12 protein-coding genes and 1 pseudogene are annotated in these 13,179 nt (G+C 38.5%); 7 read left to right on the forward strand and 6 right to left on the reverse strand.

Translation table 11 applies throughout. The annotated features are described in order from the left end of the window. Nucleotides 1-382: 382 nt before the first annotated feature. The 3 genes from AAEU30_RS12040 (at nt 383) to AAEU30_RS12050 (ending at nt 2,663) form a co-directional block, all read left to right on the forward strand. Nucleotides 383-1,102: a HipA family kinase gene (locus AAEU30_RS12040; protein ID WP_421960705.1), complete on the forward strand. Its 720-nt coding sequence runs from the start codon at nt 383-385 to the stop codon at nt 1,100-1,102. Then, a complete protein-coding gene (locus tag AAEU30_RS12045; protein ID WP_421960706.1) occupies nt 1,099-1,989 on the forward strand; it encodes a DUF3037 domain-containing protein in 891 nt (296 codons plus the stop codon). The genes AAEU30_RS12040 and AAEU30_RS12045 overlap by 4 nt, the downstream gene beginning before the upstream one ends. Nucleotides 1,990-2,450: 461 nt before the next feature. Beyond that, a complete protein-coding gene (locus AAEU30_RS12050) occupies nt 2,451-2,663 on the forward strand; it encodes a hypothetical protein (RefSeq protein WP_421960707.1) in 213 nt (70 codons plus the stop codon). Nucleotides 2,664-2,971: 308 nt separating this feature from the next. On the opposite strand, the gene AAEU30_RS12055 is transcribed toward AAEU30_RS12050, so the two are convergent. Continuing rightward, the gene (locus AAEU30_RS12055) at nt 2,972-3,988 is read right to left on the reverse strand and encodes a lytic murein transglycosylase (protein ID WP_421960830.1); all 1,017 of its coding nucleotides are present in this window, start codon (nt 3,986-3,988) and stop codon (nt 2,972-2,974) included. A 4-nt stretch (nt 3,989-3,992) separates the two neighbouring features. Then, nucleotides 3,993-4,274 (reverse strand): YcgL domain-containing protein, encoded by a 282-nt coding sequence (locus AAEU30_RS12060; protein WP_421960708.1) that lies wholly within the window; start codon nt 4,272-4,274, stop codon nt 3,993-3,995. Nucleotides 4,275-4,445: 171 nt separating this feature from the next. Here AAEU30_RS12060 and minC point away from each other — a divergent pair, with 171 nt between their 5' ends. Genes minC through minE form a run of 3 tightly spaced genes read left to right on the forward strand, consistent with a single transcriptional unit; the run spans nt 4,446 to nt 6,230 of the window. Next, nucleotides 4,446-5,150 carry a septum site-determining protein MinC gene (minC, locus tag AAEU30_RS12065; RefSeq protein WP_421960709.1) on the forward strand — a complete coding sequence of 235 codons (705 nt, stop codon included), beginning with the start codon at nt 4,446-4,448 and terminating at the stop codon, nt 5,148-5,150. A 5-nt stretch (nt 5,151-5,155) separates the two neighbouring features. Then, nucleotides 5,156-5,965 carry a septum site-determining protein MinD gene (gene minD / locus AAEU30_RS12070; protein WP_087531476.1) on the forward strand — a complete coding sequence of 270 codons (810 nt, stop codon included), beginning with the start codon at nt 5,156-5,158 and terminating at the stop codon, nt 5,963-5,965. A 1-nt stretch (nt 5,966) separates the two neighbouring features. Further along, on the forward strand, nt 5,967-6,230 hold the full coding sequence (gene minE / locus AAEU30_RS12075) for a cell division topological specificity factor MinE (RefSeq protein WP_087531477.1): 264 nt from the start codon (nt 5,967-5,969) through the stop codon (nt 6,228-6,230). Between the two features lie 97 nt (nt 6,231-6,327). Here the strand turns inward: minE and AAEU30_RS12080 are convergent. Both AAEU30_RS12080 and zigA read right to left on the reverse strand, forming a co-directional pair. Beyond that, a pseudogene (locus AAEU30_RS12080) lies at nt 6,328-6,996 on the reverse strand (DUF1826 domain-containing protein). Further along, nucleotides 6,993-8,195 (reverse strand): zinc metallochaperone GTPase ZigA, encoded by a 1,203-nt coding sequence (gene zigA, locus AAEU30_RS12085; RefSeq protein ID WP_421960710.1) that lies wholly within the window; start codon nt 8,193-8,195, stop codon nt 6,993-6,995. Before zigA ends, AAEU30_RS12080 begins: the two are co-directional and overlap by 4 nt. Nucleotides 8,196-8,411: 216 nt before the next feature. Here zigA and AAEU30_RS12090 point away from each other — a divergent pair, with 216 nt between their 5' ends. Next, complete coding sequence (locus AAEU30_RS12090) at nt 8,412-9,071, forward strand: NADPH-dependent FMN reductase (protein WP_421960711.1); 660 nt, start codon at nt 8,412-8,414, stop codon at nt 9,069-9,071. 74 nt (nt 9,072-9,145) lie between these two features. On the opposite strand, the gene AAEU30_RS12095 is transcribed toward AAEU30_RS12090, so the two are convergent. Together AAEU30_RS12095 and AAEU30_RS12100 are read right to left on the reverse strand one after the other, a co-directional pair. Beyond that, entirely contained in the window at nt 9,146-10,144 is a 999-nt protein-coding gene (locus tag AAEU30_RS12095) for a glycosylasparaginase (protein WP_421960712.1), read from the reverse strand. Between the two features lie 64 nt (nt 10,145-10,208). Continuing rightward, nucleotides 10,209-13,058 carry a discoidin domain-containing protein gene (locus AAEU30_RS12100; protein WP_421960713.1) on the reverse strand — a complete coding sequence of 950 codons (2,850 nt, stop codon included), beginning with the start codon at nt 13,056-13,058 and terminating at the stop codon, nt 10,209-10,211. Nucleotides 13,059-13,179: the final 121 nt, after the last annotated feature.

Consider the following 13,179-nt stretch of genomic DNA (forward strand, 5'->3'; position numbering starts at 1 on the left):
AAACATTCTTTGCTAAATCAATAGCCAATATATTAGTATCTTTCATGTATGGACTCCTTTGGTTAATCTTTTGTCGGATTAAGACCGTACCTCCTCAGGGAGAGGGAGTCCATACATCTAGGTCAAAGTTTAAAACCAAGGAAGAAAAAATCAACCAAGTTAGCTTTGTTTAAGCCCGCTAAGTTCCTTAAGCTTGGTGTAGCTCATATCTGTTCTACTATTTTTTACTCATAAATTTAGAGTTCAATTAATAGGCTTCGATAAGCGGCCGTTGATAAAACCTTCATTTGCATGCAATATATAAGACACCACTTCGCTTAATCAGGTATATTATTATTTCCAGTGACATTAATCCTGTAAAGTTTAGCAAGGAAACCAAGTTTTGATTTGTATCGTAGAAATACTCTACCAAATGCAACAAGGTGCAACAGGTCCATACCTTTGTTCGGCTGATAATGATAAGAACTATGTTCTTAAACGTCAGCGTGCTGGATTTGAAGGTTGTATAAAGGAGTGGCTTTTTGGCAAATTAGGACACAGCATTGGTTTACCAATACCTAATTGCGAGCTAGTTTATGTTGATAGCTCTTTGCTTGAATATAATGATAACTATCAATTTGAAATTGGTGAAGGAATGGCATTCGGTTCAGAACATATTCCAGACTTGCAAGAAGTGAATTATCAACAGCTTCAAACTTTCTCTGAACAACAACTACAAGATCTTTATGTCTTTGATTATTGGATACGTAATGCTGATAGAAATTTAACTGAGTTATCAGGCAATCCTAATTTATTCTACAGACATTCGACCTTGGAAGTGATCGTATTAGATCATAATTTAGCGTGCGATAAAGAATTTCAAACTAAAGATCATCAGAGCTTGCATGTTAGTAGTCAGTTTTGGCCAACTCAAATTGACTATGTATTACAGCAAGATTATGAAGACAGAATAAGAAAGGCAATGAGTGATTGGGACGATTTAGTGGCTGCAATACCCGATGATTGGAAGGATGGAGTAACTAATTTTGATGGCCTTATAACCGAAATAAAGCTAGTATTGAACGAATATCAAAACCAACAATTTTGGGAGGGGCTTAAATGAATAACTACAAAAATTTAACATTTACAAGTAATGTTCAGTGTATGTACGCTGTTGTTCGCTTTATGCCCTTCGCCGAGACAAGAGAATTTGCAAATGTTGGTGTGGTGGTTATAGCTCCTAAACTAGGCTTGTACGAGTTCAAGTTAGCACCAAAGTCATTTAAAAGGGTAAGCCACTTTTTTGATGATTTAGATGGCGTTGTTTATAAACATGCTATTGAGGGCTTTCAGGAAGAACTAACAAGGATCAGAAATCACCTTGTGCATAACCATGTTCAAGGTAAAAATCTAGTTGATTACTTTAAAGAAGTAACTAGAACTAGAGAGTCTGTCATGCATTTTGGTGAAATGGGAACTCTGCTTACTAATAATATCCATGAAGCATTAGACAAGTTGTTTAACCGCTTTATTGGCCGTAATTTCACTGAAGGTAAAGAATATAAAGAACAGTTAATGGTTCGTACTCTAAAGAAACAATTAACTTCTAAGCTCCCTTCTGGTGTTCGTTATACAAAACGAAATCTTAAAGCGGGAATTTTTGATATATCTGTTCCACTAGTATCTGAAATTGATGATAGTTATCGGATTATCAGACCTCTGGCTTTCGAGCAAAAAAACGTTTTACTTGCTATGGAACATGGAGAAACTTGGATTAGTCGATTAAAGAAACTGATTGAGTTTGATGTTGTTCAAGCTGAAAAGGCATTGGTTGCATTTGAAAAGCCAGTTCATCGAAGACATGAGTTTTTAAAAGTGTATGAAGACGTAAGAGAAGAGATCAGGAACCTTGGTGCGCAAACAAAAGACTTTGGTGATACAGAAAGCATAATTCAGTTTGCTTCTGCTGACCTCTCACCTGATAGTGTTGAAAACGGGTTCAAACATTAATTAACTTTCAGGTTATTTTAATTAAAAGCTTAGGTATATTCCTAAGCTTTGTTATTTAAATCTAACTAAGCAAATATGATAACTGAATCTTTCAGCTCAATGCCTACTGCATACTCGCTCACACTAATTTGAAACCTTCCCACAAAACTTACAGTCGCCCTAAGAACAAACAAAGAACAAAGGGGTCAAATCTAGTCTTCAGACATCAAAATTTTAACTCTGTTCTTATGACGCAAAGCAGTCTATTTACTACCCTGTTACTTATAAATTTAATGTCTTCTCTTAAGCGCAGTGTCTCTTAATCTCTTTGTGAATAAATCACTTTAAGGGCTTTAAACACAATGCAGAATAAAAAAGTGAAGAACTAAAAGGCTTGTTAATACTAAGCCGAGGTAAAGACAGATAGTGTATTTATTCGTTGGGTTTCGTTACACTCAACCTAGCAAATAATGGGAGGAAGAATGATCAATGGCAATATTAAAACTTTTATGGGAAAGCTTGGTTTAATATTATTAGTATTAGTAACTGCATTTTATCTTACAGTTATTGTTATATCTAAAAGCCAATTTCCATTAGCTTTATTTTGGTTGTTAATCTTTTTAGGTATTATTTGTTTAGTAATGCTTGGCAAGTTTTATTTTTATAATTCAAAGCAAATAAATCACCGTGAATAAATTAAAGCCAAAAAGAGCTATGAAGGGCTTCTTTATACTGAGCCAAGAAGCAGACTGGTAGGGTATTTTTTCGTTGGGTTTCGTTGCACTCTACACAACCTACGTAGCCAACTTAAACAACAAACTGAACACTGAAAGCTTTACAGTCTTCTCTTAAGCGCAGCGTCTCATAGCCTCTTTGTGAATAATTCTCTTAAAGCTCTTTTACACTAATGTTTAACAAACAAGAGCGCGAGATATACTCGCGCTTTGTACATGCACCCTAGTGCCAGTACCTAGTTTCCTAGATCCTAGCATCTAATTATTTATTAAATCGCTGGATACCCAATACGGTCTGATAAGTAGCCTACGCTGGTGGCGAAGTAGTATGAACGATTCCAATGCATAAGTGCTTTGTAGTTGTCATACGCAAGATACATACGCCCGCCCATGTCGTCAGGCATAACTAAAGCGGCAGTTACATCAACATTAGGTAAATCGGTGCCGTCCATTTTGCGCACGCCTAATGCTTGCCAATCAGCTAATGAACGCTCTGACTTAGACCAGTACTCCAGCCATTGTTTGCGTGTTTTAGTTCCGCGCTGTAAAACGTAATTTGAATCAAATCCTTGCGGTAATTGCACTTGGCGACCCCAAGTTAAATCATCATTCCAACCAGCTTGTTTTAAATAATTTGCAATTGAGGCGAAAGCATCTGCTTGAGTGGTCCAAATGTCTTTACGGCCGTCGTTGTCATAATCAACAGCATAAGCATTAAATGAGGTAGGCATAAACTGAGTTTGCCCCATAGCGCCTGCCCATGAACCTTTAAATTTATCTAAGGTAATGTGCCCTGCTTTTAAAATGTCGAGTGCGGCCCAAAGTTGGTTTTTGTACATAGTTTCACGACGACCGTCAAAGGCAAGAGTCACCACTGATGAAATTACGTTATGGCCACCTTGAATTTTGCCAAAGTTACTTTCAAGTCCCCATAGGGCAACAATAAAGCGTGCTTGTACACCAAACTCTTTAGCAACTTGCTCTAATACGTCTTTATTTTCAGCGTATAATTTACGTGCGCGGTCTATTTTCCATTGTGGAACGCGCTTTGGTAAATAGGTTTCTAGGGTTTCGACCACTTCAGGCTGACTTTTATCTGCTGAGATGACTTTTTTCTTAAATTTTGCGGTTGCGAATGCATCTTCAATTAGTTGGCTATCGTAGCCTTTTTGCGCCGCTTCTTGTTTTCGATTAGCTACATACTCGTCAAACTTTGCTTGGGTATTGGCCAGTGCCGATGTACTAATACATGCACTGCAAATAATAGCAGCCAATTTTGTTGTTATCTTTTTAGTCACTTTCAACTCCATTTTGTTTTTTGAACTCAGCGAGTAAATTTTCCTCCGGTGGAGGTAATTGCAAGTAAAACCCATCATCTGTTAACGCTTGCTTAACTGTATTTAAATCGGCTCCACCTAAGTGCTCACGCTTTGCTAAGTTAATAATCATTACATATTGAGGTTGACCAAACATGGCCATTAAAGGTTCCGGTACCTTACTGAAATCATCTCTTTTTTCAACAAAAAGAAAGGTATCCACTTTTTTCTTACTTTTATATACCGCAGTGAGCATTATGGCCCTATAAAATCTTGCTTAACAGTGCTGCACACTATAACATGAGAGTAATAATAAGTTAGAAGAATTAGATTAGAAATTTCACCTTAATCCATATAAATTAGGGCCTTATTCAGCCTGTGTTTATTTAAATTTTGTTTCTAGTCAAAACAATACAATTGAGTGTATATGTCGGACCAAATTTTTGAGCTAAAGGGAAATCTTTTTACATTATCAGTTTTACACTTGTACAGTACTGATATAAACCTTTTAGCAGAGCAACTGTATATAAAAATATCTCAAGCCCCTCGATTTTTTGAAGGCGCGCCTATCGTTGTTAATTTAATTGAAGTTAAAAACAATGAAATAGATTTTATTCATTTAAAGTCATTAATTGAGCGCTTAAACTTCAATGCCGTAGGTGTATGCAATGGCTCAGATGAGCAGCATAAACTTGCCAAGTCGGCAGGCCTTTCTGTATTAAACTATTCACAAGACGTTAAGAGTGAACCTGTTAAACAAGAGCCCAATACATCAATTGTAGAAAAGGCCGTTCATTTACCTGCGCAAGTTATAAATGGCACAGTACGTTCTGGTCAGCAAGTTTATGCAAAAGATAGAGATCTTATTGTGCTTGGCGCAGTAAGCCACGGTGCAGAAGTTATCGCCGATGGCAACGTACATATTTATGGCACTTTGCGCGGACGTGCAATAGCCGGTGCACAAGGTTTAAAAGAAGCACATATATTTTGCCAAAAATTAGAAGCCGAACTAGTTTCAATTAATGGTAATTACTGGATCAGTGACTCATTACAGGGTGAACACTGGGGACAGGCCGCGCAAATACAACAAAAAAATGAATCATTAGAAATTTCAGCTTTGGTTAAAGGATAAATCTTATGGCAAAAGTAATTGTCGTTACATCTGGTAAAGGTGGTGTAGGTAAAACTACGTCAAGTGCTGCAATTGGCACAGGTTTAGCTCTTAAAGGCTATAAAACAGTTATTATTGATTTTGATATTGGCTTACGTAACCTTGATTTAATCATGGGCTGTGAGCGTCGTGTAGTTTATGACTTCGTAAATGTTATTAACGGCGAAGCAAACCTTAATCAAGCACTTATTAAAGATAAACGCGTTGAGAAGTTATTTTTACTACCGGCATCGCAAACTCGCGATAAGGATGCACTCACCCGTGATGGTGTAGAGCGCGTGTTAAATGAGTTGAAAAAAGATTTTGATTATATTGTCTGTGACTCACCAGCAGGTATTGAAGCAGGTGCCATGATGGCGATGTATTTCGCAGATGAAGCAATTGTGACGACTAATCCTGAAGTTTCATCTGTACGAGATTCAGACCGTATTTTAGGTATTCTGCACAGTAAATCTAAGCGTGCAGAAGAAGGCCTTGAGAACATTAAAGAGCATCTTCTCCTCACGCGCTACAACGCAGAGCGTGTAGAAAAAGGTGAGATGCTTTCTGTTGAAGATGTGAAAGATATTTTATCAATACCACTATTGGGTGTTATTCCAGAGTCTCAAGCCGTACTAAGTGCATCAAACTCAGGCCAACCGGTTATTCTTGATTCTGAATCTGATGCAGGACTTGCTTATGCTGACGCAATTGAGCGTTTGTTAGGCGAGACAGTCGATTTTCGCTTCTTAGATGTAGAGAAGAAAGGTTTATTCAAACGGATATTTGGAGGTTAATGTGTCTTTACTTGACTACTTCCGCTCAGAAAAGAAAAACACCGCATCACTGGCAAAAGAGCGATTGCAGATCATTGTTGCGCACGAGCGCTCACAACGTGGTACACCAGATTATTTACCACAGTTAAAACAAGACATCCTTGATGTTATTCGCAAGTATGTAAATGTGAATACCGATGCAGTGCAAGTTCAGTTTGACCAAAACGAAGACGATTTAGCTGTGCTAGAGCTCAACGTTACGTTACCTGACGAAGAAAAAAAGTAATTGGTAACCACCTTATATAAAGTACTATTTTTTAATGTGGTTATAATTTACTCTTAAGGGCGCTTGATGCGCTCTTTTGCTGTTTGTGCAACTTCAACTAGATAAAGTCCAACGTCAATAATACTCGCTGGCTATTTTGTGTGACAAGCGGGGAGCGGTGTACCAAGCCTGCACCTTGCGTATCTTGCCAGTTCTCTCCTTTCAATAATGCAACATCGCCTTGATTTAGGCTCTGTATATTTTTTGGATTTTTAAATAAACCTGAGTCTTCATCTGTTTTTCCGTTATTGCCTGCACCTAATTTACTGCGGTCCACATGTTCATGCGCAAGCCACTATGTTGCAACCCCCTGGTAAGTCGATACTAAACGGCAAGGTATTTTATCAACATGAAAACGTGGGCACATAGGTTTATCAAGCATCGTTAAACGCAAGCCTGCCCGCTTTAAACCAAACAAACAACAAAACATATCTACAATTAAAGCTATGTCTTCGCTCAAAATTGATGCAGCCTCTGAGCTACCTAAAATGTTAGTAAGCTCGGCAAATGTATTTTCTGGTGCAACGGCTAATTCAAGCGATTTTAATTGATTAGTATTTATTAGCTCATTTACCGCTTCAGATAATGTGTCTGCAAGCTTTCGCTGCCATATAACTATATTGACATCGGGTTGATAAATATCAGTAAATATATTCGGACTTGTGTCTATTGCGGCACGTCGCGTGAGTGATTCTTGGGTTATGCTAGGTGTGGCGAGTAAAGTCATACACCTTCCTCCCAAATTGGAAATGGGTCGTCCAAAGATGACCAGTGGTCTTTACCTTTAAGCAAAATATCATCACTGAGTAAACACGCATCAAGTGCACCTTTGATTGCATCTTGATTCAAAGATTGGCCTATAAAGACCAACTCTTGACGCATATCACCATACGGCTCTTGCCACTTATTATTAATTTCTTCTAATGACTCATCATCAGTCGGCCATTCACTTTTAGGCAAGGCTTTATAAAACATTCCTGCAAAACCATAATCGGCAATGCCACCCGCTTGGTTCCACTGCCCACAAAAATCAGGTCGTGTGGCTAGCCAAAAGTAACCTTTTGAACGAAGCATTTTTCCATACTGTTCAGTAGTGTGTAGAAATTGATAAAACTTATTAGGGTCAAAAGGACGATGAGCAACATAATTAAAGCTGCTTATTCCATACTCTTGTGTCTCTGGAATATGCTCACCTCGCATTTCTTTTAACCAGCCAGGTGCTTGCTGTGCCTTATCGAAATCAAATAAATTTGTATTTAGGATTTCATTTATTGCCACATTACCAGATGTGATAGGTATAATTTTGGCTTCAGTGTTTAGAGTATGTAAAATTGCGGTGAGCTGAGATATTTGCTCTTTAGTAACTAGATCTGTTTTGCTGATCAAAATAACATCAGCAAATTCGACTTGGTCAACCAGCAATTCAGTTATACTGCGCTCGTCATCTTCACCTAATGATTCACCAACATCGTGTAAGAATTGGGCTTGTTCGTAATCATTTAAAAAATTAACGGCATCAACAACCGTCACCATCGTATCTAACCTTGCAACATCAGATAATGAACGACTGTTTTCATCGGCAAATGTGAATGTTTCAGCAACTGGTAGAGGCTCTGAAATACCCGTAGATTCAATAACTAAATAGTCAAACTTGCCTTCTTTAGCAAGCTTTGTTACTTCTATTAAAAGGTCTTCTCGTAACGTACAACAAATACAACCGTTACTCATCTCTACAAGTTTTTCATTACTGTGGTTAAGTGACACTTCATTTTTAATAACAGCAGCGTCGATATTAATATCACTCATGTCATTTACGATGACAGCCACTTTTAAATTTTGCCGATTATTCAAAATATGACTTAAAACGGTTGTTTTACCAGCACCGAGAAAGCCAGATAAAACTGTGACGGGCAGTTTTTTATTCATTTTTGAGCTCTTTAGTTAAATAATTTAGAGATGTTATATTATATCAATGCAATTTACTAGTTCACTTATTTTTCAAAACAATAAATCAGTTTTAAATGAAAGCAGCTAAAATGTTTATCCTGTATGAGGTAATTTACCAAATAAACGTTTAGACTGATTGTTACTAAGCACTGAAAGCGCTTTAGAGTTTTAAAACAACGAATAGGAGTATAAAAGATGAAATTTCTTATTTTTTTGGGTACTGTTCGCGACAGCACTCCGCCAAGACCTGCAAGATTAGGTTTGCGTGTTGCGAAATCTATTCTTAGTTATTTGCAAAACACTTATTCAACCCATCAGTTTGAATTAATTGATCCATTAGATTATCCGTTAGATTCAATTTTCAAACCGCAATTTGCTTATGCTCAAGGTAAAGCCCCCGAGCCACTGAACATCCTTGCAGAAAAAATAGCAGCAGCAGATGGTTATGTTATGGTGAGCCCTGAATACAACCACTCTATGAGCCCTGCTCTTGCGAATCTTTTAAATCATTTTGCCAGCTCATCATTTTCGTACAAGCCAAGCGCAATTGTTACTTATTCAGCAGGACAATGGGGCGGAATGCGAGCAGCAGTTGGTATGCGTACGTTTTTAGCTGAACTTGGTTGTTTATCAGTCTCTGCAATGGTCCATATCCCTAAAGCTCAGGAAGTATTTAACGAAGATGGTTCAGTGCAAGCAACTGAAGATGAAAGTGCGTGGATGAACTACTACAGTCGAACTTTTCATCAATTAATGTGGTGGGCGTCAGCAACTAACCAGTATAAAGATGAAGTAAACCCACGTGAAGTGGTTGGTGACTTTAAAGCATCACCAGCCCAACGAAATGCCCCTTAGGTGATATATTCATACACAGTACCTGATTTAAAAAGCCGCTCTTCAGCTCACTTTTCAATACTGATTTTAGTGAGCTAAACCAAACTGCTTGCATTGATAAGCTTACTTTCATGTTCTGATTTAACTGCATAGTCAAAGCCAGGTTGAATACAATAAGAGCCATATTCACCGGCTTTATTTAGTGCTAAAAACCCGACCTGAAACTGCTTATAATCACCCAATTTACTTGCAATACGCTCAACCGCTGCCTTGCATGCGTCGGTAGGTGACATACCTTGGCGCATCATTTCAACCACAAGGTGACAGCCAACAGTCTTCATCATTAACTCCCCCATACCTGTTGCAGTTGCTGCACCAATATCGTTATCAACGTATAAACCAGCGCCAATAATAGGAGAGTCGCCTACCCGCCCAGCCATTTTAAAAGCGGCACCACTGGTGGTACACGCACCAGATAAATTACCATCATAATCTAATGCTAGCATTCCTATTGTGTCGTGATTTTCAATATTGATCACAGGTGCGTATTTTGATTCCACAAGCCAATCTTGCCAGGCTTTTTTGGCTTTTGCTGTAAGTAAATTTTCTTCTTTAAATCCATTTACTTTGGCAAATTGCTGCGCGCCTTGACCAACCAACATAACATGCGGTGTTTTATCCATTACTAATCGGGCAACTGAAATCGGGTGTTTAATCTTTTGTAAATACGCCACTGAGCCACAATTTTGGTTCTCATCCATAATGCATGCATCTAGGGTGACATTACCTTCTCTATCTGGGTAACCACCGTATCCAACCGTCATCACATTAGGATCAGCTTCAGGTATGCGCACACCTGCCTCTACAGCATCAATCGCTTTACCTTTTGCATTGAGTATTCGCCAAGCTTCTTGATTTGCTGCAACACCATGTTGCCATGTAGAAACAACAATCGGCTTAGTGCGTATTTTTGATTTACTTAATTTCGTTGAAAGTTGCTGAGGGTCTGCAATACTTTTGCTCGCTAAGGTTGAAGCACCCAGTGCAAGTAAAGTAGTTATGGATTGCTTTAAAAAAGTTCGTTTAGTATTCATTGATTAACCTAGATTGGCATTAATAAAAAAGGTCAGAAATAATTCTGACCTTGCTCTGTTAAAACTATTTATCTAGTCCAAGTAACTCAATTTCTGCTATTTGTACAAGGCCATCATTGTTTGCATTTTTACTAATATTTAAACGGTAGCTCGAATAACCAAAGCCATTAGTAAAATCAAAACTGCGGCGTTCAAAGCGTGTATCCCAGCTTTCACCGACCCATGCGGCAACTTCAATCCATGTTTCACCACCATCATTAGAGCCAAGTAGAGTGAAGTTTTCAGGGTCACGCTCTGGTGCATCATTTGCGCTCGTAATAGCAAGGCCACTAACAACTTGTTGTTCAGTAAAATCGACCTGAATCCATGCTGGGTCTTCCGCTGTAGGGGCGCCTTGCCAATCATTATGGTCAAGCCATTTTGTATTAGTATCACCATCAAATGCTTTATCAGGACTTTCGCCATCACCAATACTATAACGGGCACTATAAACGGTGCCAGGTAAACGGCTTAAATCTATAAACGCGTAATCAGGGCCTATAGTTGCGATTTCAGCTATTTGTACCAAACCATCATTATTCGCATTTTTACTGATTGAAAGACGATAGTAGCTATAAGCTAAGGTATTACTAAACGATAGGTTTTTTTGTTCAAAACGTTCTTCAAATGTTTCACCTACCCATGATGCCAAATTAACCCAATCCTCTGCATTGTGAGAACCCAGAATACTGAATGATTCAGGATCACGTTCTGGTGCATCACCAGCACTTGTTATTGACAATGTATTAACGGCTTTTGCCTCTGGTAACTCAACTTGGATCCAAGCAGGGTCATCAGCGGTTGGTGCCCCTTGCCAGTCATTATGATCAAGCCATTTGGTGTTAATGTCATTATCAAATGCCTGCGCAGCACTTTCACTATCACTTATACTAAAACGTGCACTATAACTAACTCCATCGGCTTTACTATGATCTAATCCTGGTTGCTCTGGACCAATTAAGTCTATGTTGGCGATTTGCAACAAGCCGTCATTATTCTTGTTTTTACTAATTTCTAATCGGTAGCTTGAAAAAGCTAATTGATTTTGTAATGAAAATGCTCTTGTTTGACCTCGCCCCTCAAAGGTCTCTCCTACCCAACTTGCAAGCTTTTGCCATGTTGTTCCACCATCATTTGATGCAAGTATAGAAAAGTTTTCAGGATCACGTTCAGGTGCATCATTTGCACTTGTTATAGCTAATGTGTCGACCGCAACAGCAGTGTCAAAGTCCATTTGGATCCAAGATGGTTCAGCTTCTGTCGGAGCTCCGAGCCAATCGTTATGATCGAGCCATTTTGTTGATGGGTCGTTATCAAATGCTTTATCTTGGTTTTCTGCATCACCAATACTATTTCTAGCTGTTGCTACACCGTTGACTATATTTGTATGATCAACACTGTTAAACACCGGTCCAACCATCTGAATTTCAGTTAGTTGCATTAAACCATCATTATTTTTGTTTTTTGTAATATTAATACGATAACTTTTATATTTTTGACCGTTACTAAAGCTAAACTCTTGGCGCATAAGCCGTTCGTCAAATGATACACCGACAAAGCTTGCAAGGCTTGCCCATGTTTCTCCGCCATCATTTGAGCCTAAGATTGTGAAGTTTTCCGGATCTCGCTCAGGTGCATCATTAGCACTGGTAATAAAAAGACTATTCACTGCATGAGCATTAGTAAAATCAACCTGTATCCATGAAGGCGACTCTTCTGAAGGTGCCCCCAACCAATCATTATGGTCTAGCCACTTTGTTTCTATGTTAGAATCAAATGCTTTTGCGGCATCCTCTGCATCACTTATAGCATTTCTTGCTGTATATACAGCACCAACTAGATTTTCCTGTGTTGTTACTTCTTGTAATGGGCCTGTCGATACAGGTGCATCAAATAAAGGGAGCGTTAAGTCGACAATAGTATCAGCACTCAACCCTAGCTCTTCAGTTAAAGGGTGCATGGTGATTGCATCAAATGTTACTTGGCGTACAACTTCCAGAGCAACGGTGTCTTCTAAAAGTGACGCGGTAATGTTCTGCTGCGCATCTTCCATCACCGATTGAAGGGTTTGAGTTTCACTAAACTGGGCAAATGCTGCGTTCAATAATGATAATTTAATTGTCATTTCATCAACATACTGGGTTGAACAAACTTGCTCACCTGACTCATCCTCTTCGCAGGTCTCACCTTGGATAAAGTTTTCAAGCTTATCAGCACCAACCACAGGTGTTGTAAATACATTGCTATTCGTTATCTGCATACCGAGTACCCGAAGTAGTAAATCAGATACTTGGCTTTGTGCTAACTCCATTAACTCTGTGGTTGATACATTTTTCCCTTCTATAATTTGTTGCTCTAATAATTGCGTTGCCAATGTTGTCAGTGCATTTGCTTGAAAAGTACCATCTTCAACGCCATTGTTAGCATTGCCATAATCAACAGCTAATTGGCCCAAAGTGGTAAATGTATTACCTGCTAAAGCACCTGCCTGCGTTAACTGGGCAAAGTCTGTATCACCACATTGCAAAGCATCGCAAAGCATTGTTGAATCATCGTTTGTAACAACATTTATTTTTAGCGTTGTATTTATACCAAATCCGGGGTCAGAAGCTAATTCAATAAAAAATTTACCTTCATTATCCGTAAACTGAGCACCACTAATCGTAAGATCAGTGCCATTTAATGTGCTCACCGATATGTCGGCATTTGCTATAGCACCTTTTATTACTGAGCCGGCGATTTCAGCATAAGTAATGTCTGGTGTTACCGGTACATTCTCTTTTTGAGGATCATTACTGCCTCCTCCACAACCACTTAATAGTCCTACAGTAAGCATCCCAGTGCCTACAAACTTTAAAGATTTTAATTTATTCATGATAGTGCCTTAAATGTTCAGGTGTCGATTACACACTAGCCCGCCCAGTCATTATTTTATTTATCAGGCGTAAGTTATTTACTTTAAATTAGTGTGTTAAAACGTACTTATTAATATGGAT

Origin of the sequence: Pseudoalteromonas mucoides (assembly GCF_049257175.1) — a bacterium.
Lineage (GTDB): Bacteria > Pseudomonadota > Gammaproteobacteria > Enterobacterales > Alteromonadaceae > Pseudoalteromonas.